The 21,074-nt window shown below is 47.1% G+C and carries 22 protein-coding genes, 2 tRNA genes and 1 riboswitch; of the genes, 23 read left to right on the top strand and 1 reads right to left on the bottom strand.

The window, feature by feature from the left end; all coding sequences use genetic code 11:
- Nucleotides 1–85 precede the first annotated feature (85 nt).
- The 9 genes from U2H13_RS13565 to U2H13_RS13525 all read left to right on the top strand — a co-directional run bounded on the left by U2H13_RS13565 (nt 86) and on the right by U2H13_RS13525 (nt 10,718).
- Complete coding sequence (locus tag U2H13_RS13565; protein ID WP_376700501.1) at nt 86–1,774, top strand: AMP-binding protein; 1,689 nt, start codon at nt 86–88, stop codon at nt 1,772–1,774.
- Nucleotides 1,775–1,862: 88 nt separating this feature from the next.
- Nucleotides 1,863–2,447 (top strand): TetR/AcrR family transcriptional regulator, encoded by a 585-nt coding sequence (locus U2H13_RS13560; RefSeq protein WP_007408119.1) that lies wholly within the window; start codon nt 1,863–1,865, stop codon nt 2,445–2,447.
- Nucleotides 2,448–2,460: 13 nt separating this feature from the next.
- Nucleotides 2,461–3,240 carry an enoyl-CoA hydratase gene (locus tag U2H13_RS13555; RefSeq protein ID WP_017418311.1) on the top strand — a complete coding sequence of 260 codons (780 nt, stop codon included), beginning with the start codon at nt 2,461–2,463 and terminating at the stop codon, nt 3,238–3,240.
- 13 nt (nt 3,241–3,253) lie between these two features.
- The gene (locus tag U2H13_RS13550) at nt 3,254–4,027 is read left to right on the top strand and encodes an electron transfer flavoprotein subunit beta/FixA family protein (RefSeq protein ID WP_007408121.1); all 774 of its coding nucleotides are present in this window, start codon (nt 3,254–3,256) and stop codon (nt 4,025–4,027) included.
- 31 nt (nt 4,028–4,058) lie between these two features.
- Nucleotides 4,059–5,036 carry an electron transfer flavoprotein subunit alpha/FixB family protein gene (locus tag U2H13_RS13545; protein WP_021494410.1) on the top strand — a complete coding sequence of 326 codons (978 nt, stop codon included), beginning with the start codon at nt 4,059–4,061 and terminating at the stop codon, nt 5,034–5,036.
- Between the two features lie 213 nt (nt 5,037–5,249).
- Nucleotides 5,250–6,740 carry an alpha-N-arabinofuranosidase gene (locus U2H13_RS13540; RefSeq protein ID WP_376700500.1) on the top strand — a complete coding sequence of 497 codons (1,491 nt, stop codon included), beginning with the start codon at nt 5,250–5,252 and terminating at the stop codon, nt 6,738–6,740.
- Nucleotides 6,741–6,892: 152 nt separating this feature from the next.
- Complete coding sequence (trxA, locus tag U2H13_RS13535) at nt 6,893–7,207, top strand: thioredoxin (RefSeq protein ID WP_003152560.1); 315 nt, start codon at nt 6,893–6,895, stop codon at nt 7,205–7,207.
- A gap of 142 nt (nt 7,208–7,349) precedes the next feature.
- Complete coding sequence (gene uvrC, locus U2H13_RS13530) at nt 7,350–9,122, top strand: excinuclease ABC subunit UvrC (protein ID WP_376700499.1); 1,773 nt, start codon at nt 7,350–7,352, stop codon at nt 9,120–9,122.
- A 61-nt stretch (nt 9,123–9,183) separates the two neighbouring features.
- Nucleotides 9,184–9,363, top strand: a riboswitch (Lysine riboswitch).
- A 125-nt stretch (nt 9,364–9,488) separates the two neighbouring features.
- Entirely contained in the window at nt 9,489–10,718 is a 1,230-nt protein-coding gene (locus U2H13_RS13525) for an aspartate kinase (RefSeq protein WP_017418306.1), read from the top strand.
- Nucleotides 10,719–10,764: 46 nt separating this feature from the next.
- On the opposite strand, the gene U2H13_RS13520 is transcribed toward U2H13_RS13525, so the two are convergent.
- On the bottom strand, nt 10,765–11,211 hold the full coding sequence (locus tag U2H13_RS13520; RefSeq protein WP_376700498.1) for a YslB family protein: 447 nt from the start codon (nt 11,209–11,211) through the stop codon (nt 10,765–10,767).
- Between the two features lie 296 nt (nt 11,212–11,507).
- On the opposite strand from U2H13_RS13520, the gene sdhC reads away from it, so the two are divergent.
- The 14 genes from sdhC to U2H13_RS13450 all read left to right on the top strand — a co-directional run bounded on the left by sdhC (nt 11,508) and on the right by U2H13_RS13450 (nt 20,960).
- Nucleotides 11,508–12,116, top strand: a complete 609-nt coding sequence (sdhC, locus tag U2H13_RS13515; RefSeq protein ID WP_003152571.1) for a succinate dehydrogenase cytochrome B558 — start codon at nt 11,508–11,510, stop codon at nt 12,114–12,116.
- Nucleotides 12,117–12,149: 33 nt separating this feature from the next.
- Nucleotides 12,150–13,910 carry a succinate dehydrogenase flavoprotein subunit gene (gene sdhA, locus U2H13_RS13510; RefSeq protein ID WP_121984342.1) on the top strand — a complete coding sequence of 587 codons (1,761 nt, stop codon included), beginning with the start codon at nt 12,150–12,152 and terminating at the stop codon, nt 13,908–13,910.
- A gap of 2 nt (nt 13,911–13,912) precedes the next feature.
- Nucleotides 13,913–14,671 carry a succinate dehydrogenase iron-sulfur subunit gene (sdhB, locus tag U2H13_RS13505; RefSeq protein ID WP_003152575.1) on the top strand — a complete coding sequence of 253 codons (759 nt, stop codon included), beginning with the start codon at nt 13,913–13,915 and terminating at the stop codon, nt 14,669–14,671.
- A gap of 59 nt (nt 14,672–14,730) precedes the next feature.
- A complete protein-coding gene (locus U2H13_RS13500; RefSeq protein WP_012118126.1) occupies nt 14,731–15,168 on the top strand; it encodes a thioesterase family protein in 438 nt (145 codons plus the stop codon).
- 120 nt (nt 15,169–15,288) lie between these two features.
- Nucleotides 15,289–15,513 carry a spore germination transcription factor GerE gene (gene gerE / locus U2H13_RS13495; protein WP_003152579.1) on the top strand — a complete coding sequence of 75 codons (225 nt, stop codon included), beginning with the start codon at nt 15,289–15,291 and terminating at the stop codon, nt 15,511–15,513.
- Between the two features lie 186 nt (nt 15,514–15,699).
- Nucleotides 15,700–16,140: a MarR family winged helix-turn-helix transcriptional regulator gene (locus U2H13_RS13490; protein WP_014418574.1), complete on the top strand. Its 441-nt coding sequence runs from the start codon at nt 15,700–15,702 to the stop codon at nt 16,138–16,140.
- Nucleotides 16,141–16,147: 7 nt separating this feature from the next.
- Entirely contained in the window at nt 16,148–16,966 is an 819-nt protein-coding gene (gene racE / locus U2H13_RS13485) for a glutamate racemase (protein ID WP_012118125.1), read from the top strand.
- Nucleotides 16,967–17,071: 105 nt separating this feature from the next.
- Nucleotides 17,072–18,157, top strand: coding sequence for a GerMN domain-containing protein (locus U2H13_RS13480; protein ID WP_014418573.1), 1,086 nt, complete (start codon nt 17,072–17,074; stop codon nt 18,155–18,157).
- A 109-nt stretch (nt 18,158–18,266) separates the two neighbouring features.
- On the top strand, nt 18,267–19,004 hold the full coding sequence (rph, locus tag U2H13_RS13475) for a ribonuclease PH (RefSeq protein ID WP_007612934.1): 738 nt from the start codon (nt 18,267–18,269) through the stop codon (nt 19,002–19,004).
- A gap of 11 nt (nt 19,005–19,015) precedes the next feature.
- Nucleotides 19,016–19,612: an XTP/dITP diphosphatase gene (locus tag U2H13_RS13470; RefSeq protein WP_088005422.1), complete on the top strand. Its 597-nt coding sequence runs from the start codon at nt 19,016–19,018 to the stop codon at nt 19,610–19,612.
- Between the two features lie 15 nt (nt 19,613–19,627).
- Complete coding sequence (locus tag U2H13_RS13465; RefSeq protein WP_007408135.1) at nt 19,628–20,137, top strand: YfcE family phosphodiesterase; 510 nt, start codon at nt 19,628–19,630, stop codon at nt 20,135–20,137.
- Nucleotides 20,138–20,249: 112 nt separating this feature from the next.
- Nucleotides 20,250–20,323 (top strand) — tRNA-Arg (locus tag U2H13_RS13460).
- 124 nt (nt 20,324–20,447) lie between these two features.
- A tRNA-Arg gene (locus tag U2H13_RS13455) sits at nt 20,448–20,521 on the top strand.
- Between the two features lie 190 nt (nt 20,522–20,711).
- A complete protein-coding gene (locus U2H13_RS13450) occupies nt 20,712–20,960 on the top strand; it encodes a hypothetical protein (RefSeq protein WP_053573147.1) in 249 nt (82 codons plus the stop codon).
- Nucleotides 20,961–21,074: the final 114 nt, after the last annotated feature.

The raw sequence follows: 21,074 nt of genomic DNA, 5'->3' as shown, positions 1-21,074 counted from the left end.
CGAAATTTCACATGAAACGCTTTCCAATTCCAATCACCCTTCTGCTATAATAATAGCGTATAGGAAAACAGAAGGGAGAGGTATTATGCAGTCTGAAAAGCCATGGCTTTCTCAATATCCCGAAGAGATTCCGCATGAGCTTGAATTTACCGATCAAACCCTGCCATCCAATCTGACAAACTCCGCAGCTCAATTCCCGAACCATACCGCCATTTATTTTCTCGGAAAAAAACTCACATTCCAAGGCGTTCTCACAGATTCGTTAAAGCTGGCCGCTTTTTTACGCAAAACAGGCCTGAAAAAAGGTGACAGAGCCGCCATTATGCTGCCCAATTGTCCGCAGTCGGTCATCGCTTTTTACGGCGTATTGTTTGCCGGCGGCATTGTCGTTCAAACCAATCCTCTCTACACGGAACACGAGCTTGAGTATCAGCTGAAAGACAGTGCGCCGCGCGTGATCATCACCCTCGATATGCTGTTTCCGAAGGTGATAAAAATGAAAACGTTATCAATCGTCGAACGCATTATTACAACGAGTATAAAAGACTTTTTGCCGTTCCCGAAAAATATGCTGTATACGCTCACCCAAAAACAACAGGTGCATATTGATTATGACGGCTGCGAACAAATTCACAAATTAGCGGATATTTTAAAAAACGAAAGAGCGGAGGAAGCGGAGCGATTTGATATTGACCCTGCGCATGACATCGCCGTGCTTCAATACACGGGCGGAACAACCGGCTATCCGAAAGGCGTCATGCTCACACACCGGAACATTCAGGCCAATACAGAAATGTGCGCCGCCTGGATGTACAAAATGAAAAAGGGAGCCGAAAAGGTGCTCGGCATCGTGCCTTTTTTTCATGTGTACGGATTGACCGCCGTGCTCAATTTTTCCATTATGCAGGGATGTGAAATGATCCTTCTTCCTAAATTTAATCCTTTGGATACCCTGAAAACAATCGACAGGCTGAAGCCGACGGTTTTTCCCGGGGCACCGACGATTTACATCGGGCTGTTGCATCACCCGGAGCTGAATAAGTATGATTTGTCCTCCATTGAAAGCTGTCCGAGCGGTTCAGCGGCGCTTCCGGTTGAGGTCAAACAGAAATTTGAAAAAGTGACCGGAGGAAAGCTTGTGGAAGGCTACGGATTATCCGAAGCATCACCGGTTACCCATTCAAACTTCATTTGGGGAAAAAATAAACCAGGCAGCATCGGCTGTCCCTGGCCCAATACCGACGCCGGAATCTATTCAGAAGAAAAAGGCGGGCTTGCGGGGCCGTATGAACACGGCGAGCTGATCGTAAAAGGTCCTCAGGTCATGAAAGGATACTGGAATAAGCAGGAGGAGACGGCGCGTGTCATCAGAGACGGCTGGCTGTTTACCGGTGATATGGGGTATATGGATGAGGAAGGATTTTTCTACATCGCCGACAGGAAAAAAGACATCATCATTGCCGGCGGATACAACATTTACCCCCGGGAGGTGGAAGAGGCGCTTTATGAGCATGAAGCCGTTCAGGAAATCGTCGTAGCGGGCGTCCCTGATTCCTACAGGGGGGAAACGGTGAAAGCATTTATCGTTTTGAAAAAAGGCGCCGAGGCAGATGCCGATGAGCTTGATGCGTTTGCAAGAGAGCGGCTTGCGCCGTACAAAGTCCCGAAGCTTTACGAATTCAGAAAAGAGCTTCCGAAAACGGCCGTCGGAAAAATATTAAGAAGGCGTTTAGTCGAAGAGGAAGATGCTTCCCGTGAAAACAAGGTGCCTTAAAAGAAAAACTTGACAAAATCCGGATTCCTTTTTATCATGAAGTTATGAATGAATAGTCATTCATTTATCGAAGGAAGGAACGATGACATTGAACCAAAAACGGCCAAAGTATATGCAGATTATTGATGCAGCAGTAGAAGTCATAGCGGAAAACGGCTATCACCAATCACAGGTGTCCAAAATCGCCAAGCAGGCCGGCGTTGCGGACGGCACCATCTATTTATATTTCAAAAACAAAGAGGATATACTCATTTCTCTTTTTAAAGAAAAGATGGGCCAGTTCATTGAACGCATGGAAGAAGAAGTGAAAGAAAAAACGACGGCAAAAGAAAAACTCGCCCTCGTTATTAAGCAGCATTTCACACTGCTCGGCAATGACCGCCACCTCGCGATTGTGACCCAGCTTGAGCTCAGACAGTCAAATATCAAGCTGCGCCTGAAAATCAATGATATTTTAAAAGGTTATTTAAACATGCTGGACACCATTTTGACCGAAGGAATCAAGTCGGGGGAATGGAAAGACAATCTCGACGTCCGCCTCGCCCGGCAGATGATATTCGGGACGATAGATGAAACAGTGACAACATGGGTGATGAACGATCAGAAATATGATCTTCCGGATTTGTCAGACAAGGTATTGGAGCTGTTGGTGTCAGGGATTCATCAAAACTAAAGGGGGTTGACGGATGAACAGCCTTTCGATGGCGGTAGAACAATCTGTTGCGGTGATCACCATTAATCATCAGCCGGCCAACGCGCTGTCCGGTGCGGTTTTAGATGAGTTGTCCGGTCTGTTCGACCGGTGTGAAACAGATGACAGCGTCAGAAGTATCATTATTCGCGGTGAGGGAAAATTTTTCTCGGCGGGCGCCGATATAAAGGAATTTACGTCGCTTGAAAATCTTGAGCAATCTTCTGCCATGGCGGATAAAGGCCAGCAGCTGATGGAAAGAATTGAAGGGTTTCCGAAGCCCGTTATCGCAGCGATTCACGGCGCTGCGTTCGGCGGCGGTCTTGAGCTAGCCATGGCCTGCCATATCAGAATCGCTACATTGGATGCAAAGCTCGGCCTGCCCGAGCTGAATCTCGGCATTATTCCGGGCTTTGCCGGGACGCAGCGGCTTCCCCGGTACGTCGGTACGGCGAAAGCGCTTGAAATGATCGGCACTTCAGAACCTGTGACCGGAGAAGAAGCGCTCAGCCTCGGCCTTGTCACGATAGGCGCCGAACATGAGGAAGAGCTGCTGCAAAAAGCGAAAACGCTCGCGGGCAAGTTTGCGGAAAAAAGCCCGCAGTCAATGGCTTATCTGCTTGAGCTCCTTTATTCAAACAAGATCTATTCTTATGACGGCGGCTTAAAGCTTGAAGCAAAGCGCTTTGGGGAAGCATTTGCATCAGATGACGCAAAAGAAGGCATTCAGGCATTTCTCGAAAAAAGAAAGCCTCAATTCGGTGGGCGAAGATAAAGGGGATAAGAATATGAATCTATTTGTACTGATGAAACGGACGTTTGACACAGAAGAGAAAATCGTCATTGAAGCAGGAAAGATTCAGGAGGACGGGGCCGAATTTATCATTAATCCGTATGATGAATACGCCATTGAAGAAGCCATTCAGCTGAAGGAAGAGCACGGCGGAACCGTTACCGCTGTAACCGTCGGCGGAGAAGATGCGGAGAAAGAACTGAGAACCGCCCTTGCGATGGGCTGTGACCAGGCGGTGTTAATCAATATTGAAGATGATCTGAGCGATCCTGACCAATACTCCATTTCAACTATCTTATATCATTATTTCAAGGATCGCGAATATGATCTGATTCTCGGAGGAAATGTCGCGATTGACGGCGGTTCCGGCCAAGTGGCTCCAAGGCTTGCCGAACTGCTAAACATTCCTTGCGTCACAACGATTACAAAACTGACAATCAGCGGCGATGAAGCTGTGGCAGAGAAAGACAACGAAGGGGATACCGAAATCATTAAAACCTCACTTCCTTTAGTCATCACGGCACAGCAAGGCTTAAACGAGCCCCGCTATCCGTCGCTTCCGGGCATTATGAAGGCGAAGAAAAAACCGCTGGAAGAACTTGAGCTCGATGATCTCGATATTGATGAAGATGATGCCGCACCGAAGCTCAAAACGATCGAACGTTTTCTGCCGCCGCAAAAAGAAGCGGGCAGACTGATCGAAGGAGAAGCCGCTGAGCAGGCGAAAGAGCTTGTGTCACTGCTGAGAAAAGAAGCCAAAGTCGTATAAACCGATATTAAAGAAACTGGGGGATGTCAGAATGGGAAAAAAAGTGATCGTACTCGGAGAAATTCGTGACGGCGCCTTACGGAACGTCACCTTTGAAGCCATAGCCGCAGGCAAAACCATTTCCGGCGGAGGAGATGTCATCGGCGTGCTGATGGGAAAAGGCGCGGCTGATGCAGCATCAGAACTCATTCAGTACGGCGCCGACAAAGTATTTACGGCCGATGCGCCGGGGCTTTCTCAGTATACGGCGGACGGATATGCCGCGGTTCTCGGGGATTTGATCGAAAATGAAAAGCCTGATGCGGTCATTTTCGGCCACACTTCTATGGGAAAAGATTTGTCACCTAAGCTTGCGGCCCGGTTTGAAACGGGGCTGATTTCAGACAGCACGGATGTAAGCGTTACCGGAGACAACATCGTTTTTACAAGACCGATCTATTCCGGCAAAGCCTTTGAACAGGTGATTTCAACCGATCCTTTCATTTTGGCGACAATTCGGCCGAATAATATTCAGGCATTAGAAAAAGACGCGAACCGGACGGGTGATATTGAAGAGCTTGCGGCGCCTCCGGCAGATTTGCGGACAGTCATTGAAGAAGTAGTCAAAAAAACGGCGGACGGCGTGGATTTATCAGAAGCGAAAATTATCGTAGCAGGCGGCCGCGGTGTAAAAAGCAAAGATGGGTTTGAACCGTTAAAAGAACTTGCCGAGGTGCTCGGAGCAGCGGTGGGCGCTTCACGCGGCGCGTGTGACGCGGACTATTGCGATTATTCTCTTCAAATCGGCCAGACGGGAAAAGTCGTCACGCCGGATTTGTATATCGCCTGCGGCATTTCCGGAGCGATTCAGCACTTGGCGGGCATGTCAAACAGTAAGGTCATTGTTGCCATTAACAAAGACCCGGAAGCGGAAATATTTAAAATAGCGGACTACGGAATTGTCGGCGATTTGTTCGAAGTGGTTCCGCTTCTGACCCAGGAATTTAAAAATGCCAATATTCATTCATAATCAAAACCCTCTGGCTTAATTTGTCAGAGGGTTTTGATTTGTGTTAATTGGTTCGTACAAATTATAGATTAATAAAACAATAGATTGACATGTACGAACCAATGTAATAAGCTTTTGTAAAGCGCTTACAAACTTATCCATTCAGCATACATTCCAGATACATAGATCGGCTGTAGTGCTTTCATTCTTATTAAGGGAAAGGAATGATCAAGTTTGTCTCACAATACGGCAGTCATTCAAACTGATATCACACGGGGAACCATTAATAAAAACATATACGGACATTTCGCGGAACACCTGGGAAGAGGCATATATGAGGGCATCTGGGTCGGAAAAGATTCCGATATTCCGAATACCGGCGGGGTCAGGACGGATGTTGCCGCCGCCCTCAAACAGCTTCAGATTCCCGTCCTCAGATGGCCGGGCGGCTGTTTTGCTGATGAATACCATTGGGCAAACGGCGTAGGGAAACGCAAAACCATGCTGAATACCCATTGGGGCGGGACGATTGATTCCAATGAATTCGGCACGCACGAGTTTATGATGCTTTGTGAACTGCTCGGCTGCGAACCGTACATCGCCGGAAACGTCGGCAGCGGAACGGTTAAAGAAATGGCTGATTGGATTGAATACATGACGTTTGAAGCGGGCACGCCGATGTCCGACTGGAGAAAAGAAAACGGGCGGGAAAAACCGTGGAAGCTGAAATATTTCGGAATAGGAAATGAGAACTGGGGCTGCGGCGGAAACATGCATCCTGACTATTATGCCGACCTTTACAGAAACTTTCAAACCTATGTCCGTAATTACAGCGGCAATGAAATCTATAAAATTGCCGGCGGCGCGAATGTCGACGATTACCGCTGGACTGAAACTTTAATGAAAAAAGCCGCTGATCTCATGGACGGGCTGAGCCTTCATTATTACACAATACCGGGCGACTTCTGGAAGGGGAAAGGATCAGCGACGGAGTTTACGGAAGATGAATGGTTCATCACGATGAAAAAAGCGGCGCATATGGATGAATTGATCACAAGGCACAGTGCCATCATGGATCAGTACGATCCCGAAAAAAGAGTCGGGCTGATCATTGATGAATGGGGCACGTGGCTTGATCCTGAGCCGGGCACGAATCCGGGCTTTCTGTATCAGCAGAATACGATCCGCGACGCCCTTGTTGCCGCCGCGCATTTTCATATTTTTCATCAGCACGCAGACCGCGTACAGATGGCCAATATCGCGCAAACCGTCAACGTGCTTCAGGCAATGATCCTGACAAAAGGGAAAGAAATGCTGTTGACGCCGACGTATCATGTGTTTGATATGTTTAAGGTGCATCAGGACGCATCTCTTTTGGCGACAGAAACAAAAGCAGCCGGGTACGAAAGGAATGACGGCCGGCTCCCGCAAGTCAGCATTTCAGCGTCCAAACAGCAAAACGGAGACATACATATCAGCATTTGCAATATCGATCATCTGCACAAAGCTGACGTGAAGATTGAACTGCGGGGCATGAAAAAGACAGGGACGCCTTCGGGAACGATTCTGCACGCGGAAAAAATGAATGCCCACAATACATTCAGCAGTCCGGAAAACGTCAAACCGAAGCCGTTTTCCGGGTTTGCTCAAAAGGGAGGAAAACTTGAGGCGGAGCTTCCTCCGATGGCGATTGTATTAATCACGCTGCCTGCGGATCCATCTTAAGTTTTGAACGCCCGCCGCCCGGTTATAATACACTGTATAAATAAGATTATTTCCGGCGGGTTCGGGAGAAAATAATATAAGCATTAAATTAGCATGAACGAATGGGAGATGCTATACTAAAAATCATCATTTGACAATTGGAGGAATAACAAATGGCTATCGTAAAAGCAACTGATCAATCGTTCTCAGCTGAAACAAGTGAAGGTGTCGTATTGGCTGATTTCTGGGCTCCTTGGTGCGGACCTTGTAAAATGATCGCGCCCGTTCTTGAAGAGCTTGATCAAGAAATGGGAGACAAACTGAAAATCGTCAAAATCGACGTGGATGAAAACCAAGAAACTGCCGGTAAATACGGCGTCATGAGCATCCCGACACTTCTCGTGCTAAAAGACGGAGAAGTCGTTGAAACATCTGTCGGCTTCAAACCGAAAGAAGCTCTTGAAGAGCTTGTAAACAAACATCTGTAAGCCGAAAGCTTCCGTTACGGCAGGGCGATTCCTTTGAAAGGGAATCGCCTTTTTTGATCTTCCAAAAGCTGAGAATGGAGAAAAACAAATGTTCGTGATACACTGAATGGACACGAGAAATGAATGTAAGGAAGGGTAACGTATGAATAAACAACTGAAAGAAAAGCTGGCCCTCCTTCCCGATCAGCCGGGCTGTTATTTAATGAAAGACCGTCAAAAAACAGTCATCTACGTGGGGAAAGCGAAAGTCTTGAAAAACAGGGTGCGGTCTTATTTCACCGGTTCTCACGACGCAAAAACCCAACGGCTTGTGACGGAGATTGAGGACTTTGAATATATCGTGACTTCCTCCAATCTTGAAGCGCTTATTTTGGAAATGAATCTGATTAAAAAATACGATCCGAAATACAATGTCATGCTGAAAGATGATAAAACCTATCCTTTTATTAAAATCACCCATGAACGCCATCCTCGGCTGATTGTCACCCGGAATGTCAAAAAAGACAAAGGACGCTATTTCGGCCCGTATCCGAATGTGCAGGCGGCGCGGGAAACGAAAAAACTGCTGGACCGCCTTTACCCGCTCAGGAAATGCTCAAAGCTTCCGGACCGCGTCTGTCTTTATTATCATCTCGGACAATGCCTCGCCCCATGTGTAAAGGATATATCTGAGGAGACAAACCGGGAGATTGTTGAAGACATCACCCGTTTTTTAAAGGGAGGGCATAACGAAATCAAAAAAGAGCTTGAAGCGAAAATGGCAGAAGCGGCCGAAAAGCTTGAATTTGAACGGGCTAAAGAATTCCGCGACCAGCTTGCTCACATTGAATCGACGATGGAGAAGCAGAAAATGACCATGAAAGACCTTCTGGACCGCGATGTGTTTGCATATGCCTACGATAAAGGCTGGATGTGCGTCCAAGTCTTTTTTATACGCCAAGGAAAACTGATCGAACGCGATGTCAGCATGTTTCCGATGTATCAGGAAGCGGATGAAGAGTTTCTGACCTTCATCGGCCAGTTCTATTCCAAAAACAATCACTTTCTGCCTAAGGAAATTCTGGTGCCTGACAGCGTTGACAGGGACATGATCAGCGAGCTGTTGGAAACCGCCGTGCATCAGCCGAAAAAAGGGCCGAAAAAAGAGCTGCTTTTGCTTGCGCACAAAAATGCGAAAATCGCCCTGCGGGAAAAATTCTCGTTAATCGAGCGGGATGAGGAACGGTCAATCGGTGCAGCCGAACGGCTTGGCGACGCACTGAATATTTACACGCCGCATCGGATTGAAGCGTTTGACAACTCCAATATTCAAGGCACAAACCCCGTATCGGCCATGATTGTCTTTATAGACGGAAAACCGAATAAAAAGGAATACCGCAAATATAAAATTAAAACCGTAACAGGGCCTGATGATTACGGCTCAATGAGGGAAGTCGTCAGAAGAAGATACACGAGGGTGCTCCGCGAAAACCTTCCGCTGCCGGATTTAATCATCATTGACGGCGGAAAAGGGCAGATTAACGCGGCGCGCGACGTGCTCGAGAATGAACTCGGCCTTGATGTCCCGGTAGCGGGATTGGCGAAAGATGATAAACACCGGACATCGAACCTGTTGATCGGCGACCCGCTTGAACCGGTGTTTCTGGAGCGGAACAGCCAAGAGTTTTACCTGCTTCAGCGCATTCAGGACGAAGTTCACCGTTTTGCGATCAGCTTTCACAGACAGATCCGGGGAAAAAGCGTCTTTCAATCCGTTCTGGATGATATCCCCGGAATCGGCGAAAAACGCAAAAAAATGCTCTTAAAACATTTCGGATCTGTCAAAAAGATGAAGGAAGCAAGCCTTGACGATATCAAAAAAGCCGGTGTCCCGGCCGCGGCGGCCCAGCTGCTGTTTGAAAAATTAAAAAAATAGTATTGTGCTTTCCTGAAAAATCTGCTAGAATGTGAACTAATTTCATAAGATCGTGTTATATGGTGAAGATAGAGGTGCGAACTTCAATAGTAAGCCTTTGGAGAATGATGGATTCTGCGAAAAAGGCTGAAAGGGGAGCGTCGCCGAAGTGTATCACATCCCATCGGTGTGATTTGCTGGCCTTGCATTAAATAAATGTAAGGCTGTCAAGAATTCATTTTCTTGGAGGGCTATCTCGTTGTTCATAATCAATCGTAATGATATGAAAAAGCAATGAGAGCTATTCCTCTCATTGCTTTTTTTATTGTGGACAAAACGCTCTTTTCTCCTCACCCGCACGAACCAAAATGTAAAGGGTGGTCTAGTATGGGTCTTATCGTACAAAAATTCGGAGGCACTTCCGTCGGCTCTGCCGAAAAAATTCAAAATGCCGCAAATCGCGCCATTGCTGAAAAGCAAAAAGGCCATGATGTCGTAGTCGTCGTTTCGGCAATGGGAAAATCAACCGACGCGCTCGTTAACCTCGCGGCTGAAATCACATCTGAACCAAGCAGACGCGAGATGGATATGCTTTTGTCTACGGGGGAGCAGGTCACGATTTCGCTTTTGGCCATGGCGCTTCAGGAAAAAGGATATGACGCCGTCTCTTATACGGGCTGGCAGGCGGGTGTCCGCACGGAAGCTGTTCACGGCAATGCGAGAATTACGGATATTGATATCACGGCGATTCGTTCGCAGCTTGCAGAAGGCAAAATTACAGTCGTTGCCGGTTTTCAGGGCGTAACGGAAGACGGCGGCATCACGACGCTCGGACGGGGCGGTTCCGATACGACGGCGGTCGCTCTTGCAGCAGCGCTGGATGCGGATAAATGTGACATTTATACAGATGTTCCGGGCGTATTTACGACAGATCCGCGGTATGTCCGGTCAGCGAGAAAACTGGCGGGGATTTCTTATGATGAAATGCTGGAACTTGCAAATCTCGGAGCGGGTGTTCTTCACCCGCGGGCGGTTGAGTTCGCGAAAAACTACCAAGTGCCTTTAGAAGTGCGGTCAAGCACGGAGCATGAAGCCGGAACATTAATTGAGGAGGAATCATCAATGGAGCAGAATTTAATCGTCAGAGGAATTGCATTTGAAGACCAGATCACAAGGGTGTCCGTCACGGGCCTTGCAAGCGGACTGACAACACTTTCAACAATCTTCACCGCGCTGGCAAAACGAAACATCAACGTTGACATTATTATTCAGACACAGTCGGACGATGGGGAAGCGGATATTTCTTTCTCGGTGAAAACGGAAGATGCCGCGCAAACGGTCGCCGTGCTTGAAGAATATAAAAACGCGCTTGACTATGAAAAAATTGAAACCGAAAGAAAACTGGCGAAAGTCTCCATTGTCGGGTCGGGCATGGTTTCAAATCCCGGCGTCGCCGCGGACATGTTTGCCGTACTGGCGGAAAAAAATGTACAAGTCAAAATGGTAAGCACATCCGAAATAAAAGTATCAGCGGTTGTCAGCGAAAATGATATGGTGAAAGCGGTCGAAGCGCTTCATGACGCGTTTGAGCTTTCTAAACAGCCGTCTGCCGTATAAACGGGCAGGAAAAAAGGCGGGACTTGGAGTCACCGCCTTTTTTCAATTATACAGGGTCCTTCATATCCCATTTTACGGTCAGGACGACTTTATCCGCTCTCTTTTTTACCTGTTCATAAGATTCTGCAATCTGATCGTTCATCAATTGAATCTGTTCGGCTATAAAACCGGCTTCAAGCTGGAAACAAGGCTCTTTCTGATGTTTGAGCCTGCTGGACACGAGCTGTCCTTCCAGTTCAAATTCCAATTCTTGTTTTTTTGATCCTGCGTTTGTCAAAGTTCCCCATCCGGCTTTTTCAAAAAAGGCGGGGATTTCTTCCCACGATTGAAGAGGGAATTTGCGGGCGAGGCGTTTTCCCGCCCAATACATCATCGATGAATGATCCGGGCCGAGGATATCCGGAAGCACGATTTCCCGGATTAATTCGTAACCGTATGCGCTGACGTCGAGTTCAGTTAAAGGTTCTAAAGCTGCTTCATAATTATTCTTCATATTATGTATTCCCCTCTCTCCTTCGTTTATTATAGCTTAAACAGGGGGGAGGATTACAGGATGATCCTATAAAACCCGTGAAAAAAAGTGAGAAAGATATCGCAGGAAAATAAAATTTTCCCTCCAGATAATCAATTCCGAAAATTATAATTTATGTACACGTTTTCTTGACGCCCTTTTGAGGGAGGAGTAAAATGAAATTGTCAATAAATTTTAATAAAGTGCTTACAATTGAAACGAAGTGGGGGCAGAGATTTTAGTACATTTCGCACTTAAATCAAACAGGGGGTAAAGTAATGTCTGGGAACAGAGAGTTTTATTTTCGAAGATTGCATTCCTTGCTCGGTGTTATTCCGGTCGGCATCTTTTTGATCCAGCATTTAGTCGTCAACCAATTTGCCGCAAGGGGAGCGGATGCGTTTAACAAGGCGGCCGGCTTTATGGACAGTCTGCCGTTCAGGTATGCGTTAGAAATTTTTATTATTTTCTTACCTTTAATTTATCATGCGGTTTACGGTGTGTACATAGCATTTACTGCGAAAAACAACGCTGGCCACTACAGTTATTTCAGAAACTGGATGTTTGTGCTTCAGCGTGTCACTGGTATTCTCACCCTTATTTTCGTCAGCTGGCATGTATGGCAGACGCGGATTGCCGCGCAGATGGGCGCTGAAGTCAACTTCGATATGATGGCGAATATTTTGAGCTCGCCGTTTATGCTCGGCTTTTACATTGTAGGCGTTTTATCGGTCATTTTTCACTTTTCAAACGGCTTATGGTCTTTTGCGGTCACATGGGGGATCACGGTCACGCCGCGTTCTCAAAGAATTTCGACTTACGTGACGCTGATTATATTTTTAGCGCTTTCATATGTAGGTTTAAAAGCGATTTTTGCGTTTGTGTAAGAGAACTAGATTACTAGAGGGAGAGGGGCTATCATGAGTCAATCAAGCATTATCGTAGTCGGCGGGGGTCTTGCCGGCCTCATGGCGACAATTAAAGCAGCGGAATCAGGCAAGGCCGTTAAATTGTTTTCCATCGTTCCGGTCAAACGCTCTCACTCGGTCTGCGCGCAGGGCGGGATAAACGGAGCTGTCAACACAAAAGGGGAAGGAGACTCTCCGTTTGAGCATTTTGATGACACGGTATACGGAGGCGACTTTTTGGCAAACCAGCCTCCTGTAAAAGCGATGTGTGAAGCGGCGCCGTCCATTATCCACTTATTGGACCGCATGGGGGTTATGTTTAACAGAACGCCGGAAGGGCTTTTGGACTTCCGCCGTTTCGGGGGTACACAGCATCACAGAACCGCATACGCGGGAGCGACGACGGGTCAGCAGCTTCTTTACGCACTGGACGAGCAGGTGCGCAGATATGAAGTGGCGGGTCTCGTCACAAAATACGAAGGCTGGGAATTCCTCGGCGCCGTTCTTGACGATGAGCGCACGTGCCGCGGTATCGTAGCCCAAAATCTGACCAATATGCAAATCGAGTCATTCCGTTCTGACGCCGTTATTATGGCGACGGGAGGACCCGGAATCGTATTCGGAAAATCAACAAACAGCATGATCAACACGGGATCTGCCGCATCAATCGTTTATCAGCAGGGCGCTTATTATGCAAACGGCGAATTTATCCAAATTCACCCGACAGCAATCCCGGGGGACGATAAACTGCGTCTGATGAGTGAATCGGCGCGCGGCGAGGGCGGAAGAGTCTGGACGTACAAAGACGGAAAACCTTGGTACTTCCTTGAGGAAAAATATCCGGCTTACGGAAACCTCGTGCCGCGGGATATTGCGACACGTGAAATCTTTGACGTGTGCGTGAATCAGAAACTCGGCATCAACGGAGAAAACATGGTGTATCTCGATCTGTCGCACAAAGATCCGAAAGAGCTTGACGTTAAGCTTGGCGGCATTATCGAAATCTATGAAAAATTCATGGGCGATGACCCGCGCAAGCTTCCGATGAAAATTTTCCCTGCCGTTCACTATTCAATGGGCGGACTGTGGGTTGATTATGATCAGATGACAAGCATCCGCGGACTGTTCGCGGCGGGAGAATGTGATTATTCAATGCACGGAGGAAACCGTTTAGGGGCGAACTCTCTGCTTTCCGCCATCTACGGAGGAATGGTGGCCGGACCGAATGCGGTGAAATATGTTTCCGGACTTGAAACATCAGCGGAAGACCTGTCTTCTTCATTATTTGATTCCTATGTGAAAAAAGAAGAAGAAAAATGGGCCGATATCATGAAGATGGACGGCGACGAAAATGCCTACGTGCTTCACCGCGAGCTCGGAGAATGGATGACGGCCAACGTCACGGTGGTCCGCCACAACGACAAACTTTTGAAAACGGATGACAAGATCCAAGAGCTGATGGAACGCTTTAAGAAAATCAATATCAACGATACGACAAAATGGAGCAACCAAGGGGCGATGTTCACCCGCCAGTTCTCCAATATGCTTCAGCTTGCCAGAGTCATCACGCTCGGCGCATATAACCGAAATGAAAGCCGGGGAGCGCACTATAAACCGGATTTCCCTGAAAGAAATGACGATGAGTGGCTCAAAACGACGATGGCTAAACATGCCGGTCCGTTTGAAGCTCCGGAATTTGAATATCAGGATGTCGATGTATCACTGATTGCGCCCCGTAAACGCGACTACTCGAAGAAGAAGGTGGCGAAATAATCATGAGTGAGAAAAAGATACGGTTTATCATTACACGTCAGGATACGCCCGAAAGCGCGCCATACGATGAAGAATTCGAAATCAATTACCGCCCGAATCTGAACGTGATTTCCGCCCTGATGGAAATCCGCAGAAATCCCGTGAATGCAAAAGGAGAGAAAACCACTCCGGTCGCATGGGACATGAACTGTCTTGAAGAAGTATGCGGCGCCTGCTCCATGGTCATCAACGGGAGACCGCGCCAGTCATGTACGGCGCTGATTGATAAGCTGGAACAGCCGATCCGTCTGAAGCCGATGAAAACATTCCCGGTTGTCCGTGACCTTCAGGTTGACCGCAGCAGAATGTTTGATTCACTGAAAAAAGTGAAAGCATGGGTGCCGATTGACGGGACTTATGATTTGGGGCCGGGGCCGAGAATGCCGGAAAAACGCCGCCAGTGGGCATATGAATTGTCTAAATGCATGACATGCGGCGTCTGCCTCGAAGCCTGCCCGAACGTCAACAGCAAGTCGAAATTCATGGGGCCTGCCCCGATGTCGCAAGTCCGTCTGTTTAACGCCCATCCGACGGGCGCGATGAACAAAGCAGAACGTTTAGAAGCGTTAATGACAGACGGCGGCCTCGGAGATTGCGGGAATTCACAAAACTGTGTGCAATCCTGCCCGAAAGGCATTCCGCTTACGACTTCAATCGCTGCTTTGAACAGAGATACCAATTTACAAGCATTCCGTAATTTCTTCGGAAGCGACAGAGTATAAGAAAGAGAAAAAGAGCCTCTTCCGTACGGGAGAGGTTTTTTTATAAGGAGCTGAAGATGATGAAACAACCGCAATATATTGATATTCCGTTTGAAGAATGGAGACAGTCGTTTTCTTTCTTTACTGAAGTATCGGTTCGTTTTTCAGAAACGGATATGTTCGGCCATATGAATAATGTAACCCCTTTCATCTATTTTGAAGAAGCACGGATCGCTTATTTTAAACAGCGGGGCATAACGGCGCAAAACTCGGAAACGATGACGGTCGTCGCAAGCCAGCAGTGCGACTATATGCGTCAGGTGATGCCGTATGAAAATCTGCGGATTTATGTGAAAGCAAGCGCTGCCGGAAATGCGTCCGTCACCCTTCATTACCTTGGAGAAAATGAGTCGGGCCTGCCGTGCTTTACAGGTTCCGTCGTTATGGTTCAAGTGTCGAAGAAAAGCGGCAAAGCGGTCAGTTGGACGGAGCGGGAGAAAGGCATTCTGCTCGCCTGAACGGATAACTATTTCTCTAAGAGACGTCACCTCCGAAGCGCCCTTTACATATGATATCTTGACTATATAAACCCATTCGTTTCAGATTCGCTCTCACCTTAGCAAGGAGGGTTACAATACTTGAAGGAGAAAGATTTTCAATCAAAGCCGCTGCTGACCAAAAGAGAAAGAGAAGTATTCGAATTGCTCGTTCAAGACAAGACAACAAAGGAAATTGCAAGCGAGCTATTTATCAGTGAAAAAACTGTACGGAATCACATTTCAAATGCCATGCAGAAGTTAGGTGTGAAAGGGCGTTCGCAAGCTGTTGTCGAGCTTCTTAGAATGGGTGAGCTAGAGCTCTGATTCTTGCCGGTTTTCCTTCTTTTCGAGAAGGAGCCGGTTATTTGCGTTGGCGCCCGGGCTGATGGGCATGCGGTGAAAATCCCGGTTTTTCCTTTTTCTCCGTCAGTCTTGCATTTTCTTAAAAAAAGAAGGAAAATAGACACGGAGCGCATAGCCCAGAAAGATCCTTGAGTGAGGGATGGACAAATGACATCAAAATCTGTAGAGCATGTTGCGGATATCGAAAAATCACTCCGCCATATCGCTGCGATCATTAAACAAAAAGGAAGAGAAATCCTTAACCAATATGCAATTACACCGCCGCAATTCGTGGGGCTTCAATGGCTTTATGAATTGGGGGATATGACAATAGGCGAATTATCAGCCAAAATGTATTTGGCTTGCAGCACGACGACGGATCTGATAGACCGCATGGAAAAAAATAAGCTTGTCGAGCGGGTCAAAGACCCGGCTGACAGACGGGTCGTCAGAATTCATCTTCTCGCTGAAGGAGAGCGCATTATCCAAGAAGTGATTTTGAAAAGACAGGCTTATTTGCGGGATATGTTTGCGACATTTTCCGAAGAAGAAACAGCCGCTTTCGAAAAATCATTATTGAAACTGCAGCATGAAATGAAAAGAAAATGAGGCGATTTTGTTGGAACAGCCGATAGGAGTCATTGATTCCGGGGTTGGCGGGTTAACCGTTGCTAAGGAAATCATGAGACAGCTACCGAAGGAAAATATCATCTATGTGGGAGATACAAAACGCTGCCCGTACGGCCCGCGTCCTGAAGAAGAAGTTCTTCAATACACGTGGGAAATGACCGATTACCTGCTGGAAAACCACCATATCAAAATGCTCGTGATCGCATGCAATACGGCCACAGCCATTGCCTTGGAGGATATTCAGCGCAAAACGGATATTCCGGTTGTCGGCGTCATTCAGCCGGGTGCGAGAACGGCGATAAAGGTCACGAAAAACCAGCATATCGGCGTCATCGGCACGGTCAATACCATTAAAAGCAGAGCGTATGAGCAGGCGCTGCTCGGGTTAAACGCAGAACTTCAAGTTGAGAACACGGCTTGTCCGCTGCTCGTGCCGTTTGTAGAAAGCGGACGGTTTCTTCAGGAATCAGCGGAGGAAGCGGTTGAAGCATCGCTTGAGCCTTTAAAAGGTACATCAATTGACACCTTGATTTTAGGATGTACGCATTATCCGATTTTAAAAGATCCGATTCAGAACTATATGGGGGAGCATGTGAAAATCATTTCCTCCGGAGACGAGACGGCGAGAGAAGTGAGCACCATCTTGTCTTATAAAGGTTTGTTAAACCAATCGAAACATGCACCGGAGCATCAATTTCTTACAACGGGAGAGCGGAACGGCTTCGCAAAAATTGCCGAAGACTGGTTCGGCCACGAAATCGGCCATGTCGAGTGCATCTCCCTTCAAGAGCCGGTCAGAAAATAAATCAAAAAACCCGCTGTTTACGGCGGGTTTTTTTGCGCTTCCCGGTCTATTTCCCGGACAGGGCTCGTATACATCATAGTACAAACAGCCTTAGGAGGGAAAAGTATGCTGAAAAAAGGACCTGCAGTCATTGCTGCAACATGTCTTACTTCGGCTTTTGTGTTATCTGGATGCGGTTTGTTTCAATCCGATAAAACAGCCGGGGAAATTGACCCGCCTCAAGACATTTCATATGTAAAGGATGAAGCGGGAATTCAGGCAAAACCAAAGCAGTCAGAGAAAAACGGCACTTCTAAAGCCGACCAGCCGGCCAATACAGTCATGCGAGAGCTGTATCTGATTGATAAAAACGGCTATGTCGCAGCACAGACACTGCCTCTTCCGAACAGTGAGGGAACCGCAAAGCAGGCCCTTGAGTATTTGGTTCAGGGAGGGCCTGTGTCAGAAATCCTGCCGAACGGCTTCAGAGCGGTGCTCCCTGCGGATACGACGGTAAATGTCGATATTAAAAAAGACGGCACTGCCGTCGCTGATTTTTCGAAGGAATTTAAAAACTATAAAAAAGAAGACGAACAAAAAATCCTGCAATCGATTACATGGACGCTTACCCAATTCAGCTCAATAGATAAAGTCAAAATCAGAATCAACGGGCACGAGCTGAAAGAAATGCCTGTGGGCGGCACGCCGATTACGGGCGACTTAAGCAGAAAAGACGGGATTAATATTGAAACGGCCGGAGTGAATGATCTGACAGACACCCATCCGCTGACTGTATATTATCTGGCGGAAACAGAGACAAGCGAATACTACGTGCCTGTCACAAAGCGGATTGACAATTCGGAAACAAATGACATCACCGCTGCCGTTGAACAGCTCGCTGACGGACCGGGCAAAGCAAGCGGGCTTTTGACGGACTTTAATAACGATGTTAAGCTTCTCAGCAAGCCGAAAGTGAAAGACGGCCAGGTTACACTGGACTTTAACAGCTCTATTTACGGAAGCGCCGACGAAAAAACAAAAATGGTATCATCGGGCGTACTGGACAGCATCGTTCTCACGTTAACCGAACAGCCGTCGATCAAAAGTGTTTCTATAAAAGTAAATGGAAAATCAGAACTGGTGAATGAAAAAGGAGAATCCCTTTCAAAACCTGTTTCGAGGCCGTCACAAGTGAATACGGGTAGTTTTTAATTTGCGATTTTTGATATACTAGTAAAAAAGAGGTTAGCGTTCCGGCTGCCTCTTTCTTTATTCACAATCCGGAACAAAAGGTTTATGTACATATAATCGGAGGTAAAATATGAGACACGACGGAAGACAGCACGATGAGCTGCGCCCTATCACATTTGATTTGGATTTTATCACTCACCCGGAAGGCTCGGTTTTAATTACAGCGGGAAATACGAAGGTCATCTGTAATGCATCTGTGGAAGACCGGGTGCCGCCATTTTTACGCGGCGGAGGAAAAGGCTGGATCACAGCGGAATACAGTATGCTTCCCCGCGCGACGAATCAAAGAACGATAAGAGAATCTTCAAAAGGAAAGGTCTCCGGCAGAACGATGGAAATTCAGCGGCTGATCGGGCGCGCGCTCCGGGCCGTCGTTGATTTGGAGAAGCTCGGCGAACGCACGATCTGGATCGACTGTGACGTCATTCAAGCCGACGGCGGAACAAGAACGGCTTCCATTACGGGCGCCTTCTTGGCGATGGCCATTGCGATCGGCAAACTCGTAAAAAGCGGCGTTATCAAAACCTCTCCTGTGACAGATTATCTCGCGGCCATTTCTGTCGGGATGGATAAAGAAGAAGGCCTTCTTTTGGATCTGAATTATGAAGAGGATTCGGCGGCTGAAGTCGACATGAATATTATCATGACGGGAAGCGGACGTTTTGTAGAGCTTCAAGGGACGGGCGAAGAAGCCACATTCTCCCGTGAAGATTTAAACGGACTGTTAAGTCTTGCCGAAAAAGGAATCCAGACGCTTATTCAAAAGCAAAAAGAAGTGCTGGGAGAAACATTGCCTGAACTGAAATAAGAAAGAGAGGCCTGATCAGCGTGAAAGAAGCCATTATTGCGACACACAATCAGGGAAAAGTGAAAGAATTCAAGGAAATACTCGAACCGAAAGGCTACAGCGTCTCTTCTTTGGCGGAAATCGGATTTACGGAAGAAATTGAAGAAACCGGACATACCTTTGAAGAAAACGCCATCTTAAAAGCGGAAGCCGTGGCAAAAGCCGTCAACAAAATGGTCATTGCAGACGACTCCGGTTTATCGGTGGACAACCTTGGAGGCAGACCGGGCGTTTATTCAGCCCGTTATGCCGGAGAAGCAAAAGATGATAAAGCGAATATGGACAAGGTGCTGTCAGAATTAAAAGGCATTGAAAAAGAGCAGCGCACAGCCCGTTTCCGCTGCGCCCTTGCCGTCAGCATGCCGGGGCAGGAAACAAAAACGGTCGAAGGTCATGTTGAAGGGTATATTGCGGAAGGACCCGAGGGGGATAACGGGTTCGGCTATGATCCCATTTTTATTGTAAAAGATAAAGATAAAACCATGGCCCAGCTGACAAGCGCTGAGAAAAACAAAATCAGCCACAGGGCTGAGGCGCTCAAGAAACTGTCAAAGCTGCTTGATTCATAAGGGGGAGCGTATGCAATGAAAGTGCTGATAATAAGTGACAGTCACGGCCTTGAAGACGAGCTGGAGACGATTGCAAAGCGGCACGAAGACGAAGCGGATCTGATGATTCATTGCGGTGATTCAGAGCTTGACGCCGCACATCCGGCGCTTACGCCGTTTCACACGGTAAAAGGCAATTGCGACTTTGGCGGCGGGTTTCAGGATGAACTTCTTCTGGACGCAGGTTCAAAGAAAATTCTGGCCGTTCACGGGCATCTTCACGGCATTAAACAGTCACTTTTAACTGTTTTTTACCGGGCGGAAGAGCTTGGGGCGGATATCGTCTGCTTCGGCCATTCACATATTGCCGGGAGTGAAGAGCTTCGGGGCAAGCTTTTGATTAATCCGGGCAGCATCCGTCTTCCGAGAGTCCGCAATGTGAAAAGCTATGCCATTCTTACTCTTACAGAAAGAGAAGGCGCCGTGACATTTTACGATGAAACGGGTCGGGAATTGAAGGACTTTGGGAATACAATCAGTTTTTAACAAGTGATGGGGGAGATTTCATTCTTCCCCATCAAAAGTTTTAAAAAAATATTGACTTATGATTTGAACCTGTATATAATAAATCTTGTCGCTGATACATAAAGCAAAAGCTGTCCCAGTAGCTCAGCTGGATAGAGCAACGGCCTTCTAAGCCGTCGGTCGGGAGTTCGAATCTCTCCTGGGACGTATAAAAAAAGAGCTGGTGACATCAGAGTGAAAACTGATGCCGCTGGCCTTTTTTATCGGATGACTATATTGTCAATTCGCTGATATCATGGTAAAATGATCAGCAGAACAATTTGTTTTTCATGTCCCAGTAGCTCAGCCGGATAGAGCAACGGCCTTCTAAGCCGTCGGTCGGGAGTTCGAATCTCTCCTGGGACGCTAAGAAATCGGGTGTAAAGCCCGTCAAATCAACCTCTTATATCGTTTAGTGAAACGGTCAGTATAACGGTCACGTAAGAAATTACACCTGTTATTGGCTTATGTCACTTTCGGTATAGGAGGTTTTTTGTTGTGACCAAAAGAAAATGAAAATGAAGCTGACTATGTGCTAAAACGCAAGGTAAATATCATGAAAAAGGCTGAGAAACGTCACAAGCAAAGGCTTCAGGAATACAAGGAACAGAATATTGGATTTGCCACTGAGGAAGAGGAAATATTTATTAGACTTTTCTACACGCAGCAAGAACTTGAAGATATCTTTGCTGGCTATGACTTGGGAGTTAAGAGGTTACACTTGCAGAATCTATATATGGAGCGGATGCGGCAATTATTCGATTTATATAACCTAAAAGGCACAAACTTTGTAGGAGTCTCTTAATTGAGGCTCTTCTTTTTATCGATCAAATCTGATGTCGCAGCTCCGATATTTAAACAATAACTAATAAAACCCGTCTTTTATTCACTTGGTTAAAGAATGAACCTAAACTAAGGA

It is taken from the genome of Bacillus sp. A1 (assembly GCF_042296235.1).
Taxonomy (GTDB): domain Bacteria; phylum Bacillota; class Bacilli; order Bacillales; family Bacillaceae; genus Bacillus; species Bacillus velezensis.
Note: the sequence above shows the minus strand (reverse complement) of the source record. Positions and strands in the feature narration are given on the sequence as shown.

Coding starts and splice junctions, on each gene's coding strand:
- U2H13_RS13520 (WP_376700498.1), bottom strand. CDS start 11,211: ATGAAGAATAATTATGAAGCAGCTTTAGAACCTTTAACTGAACTCGAC.
- U2H13_RS13465 (WP_007408135.1), top strand. CDS start 19,628: ATGAAAGTGCTGATAATAAGTGACAGTCACGGCCTTGAAGACGAGCTG.
- trxA (WP_003152560.1), top strand. CDS start 6,893: ATGGCTATCGTAAAAGCAACTGATCAATCGTTCTCAGCTGAAACAAGT.
- U2H13_RS13525 (WP_017418306.1), top strand. CDS start 9,489: ATGGGTCTTATCGTACAAAAATTCGGAGGCACTTCCGTCGGCTCTGCC.
- U2H13_RS13490 (WP_014418574.1), top strand. CDS start 15,700: ATGACATCAAAATCTGTAGAGCATGTTGCGGATATCGAAAAATCACTC.
- U2H13_RS13450 (WP_053573147.1), top strand. CDS start 20,712: ATGAAAAAGGCTGAGAAACGTCACAAGCAAAGGCTTCAGGAATACAAG.
- sdhA (WP_121984342.1), top strand. CDS start 12,150: ATGAGTCAATCAAGCATTATCGTAGTCGGCGGGGGTCTTGCCGGCCTC.
- U2H13_RS13480 (WP_014418573.1), top strand. CDS start 17,072: ATGCTGAAAAAAGGACCTGCAGTCATTGCTGCAACATGTCTTACTTCG.
- sdhB (WP_003152575.1), top strand. CDS start 13,913: ATGAGTGAGAAAAAGATACGGTTTATCATTACACGTCAGGATACGCCC.
- U2H13_RS13565 (WP_376700501.1), top strand. CDS start 86: ATGCAGTCTGAAAAGCCATGGCTTTCTCAATATCCCGAAGAGATTCCG.
- uvrC (WP_376700499.1), top strand. CDS start 7,350: ATGAATAAACAACTGAAAGAAAAGCTGGCCCTCCTTCCCGATCAGCCG.
- rph (WP_007612934.1), top strand. CDS start 18,267: ATGAGACACGACGGAAGACAGCACGATGAGCTGCGCCCTATCACATTT.
- sdhC (WP_003152571.1), top strand. CDS start 11,508: ATGTCTGGGAACAGAGAGTTTTATTTTCGAAGATTGCATTCCTTGCTC.
- U2H13_RS13555 (WP_017418311.1), top strand. CDS start 2,461: ATGAACAGCCTTTCGATGGCGGTAGAACAATCTGTTGCGGTGATCACC.
- U2H13_RS13500 (WP_012118126.1), top strand. CDS start 14,731: ATGAAACAACCGCAATATATTGATATTCCGTTTGAAGAATGGAGACAG.
- U2H13_RS13545 (WP_021494410.1), top strand. CDS start 4,059: ATGGGAAAAAAAGTGATCGTACTCGGAGAAATTCGTGACGGCGCCTTA.
- U2H13_RS13550 (WP_007408121.1), top strand. CDS start 3,254: ATGAATCTATTTGTACTGATGAAACGGACGTTTGACACAGAAGAGAAA.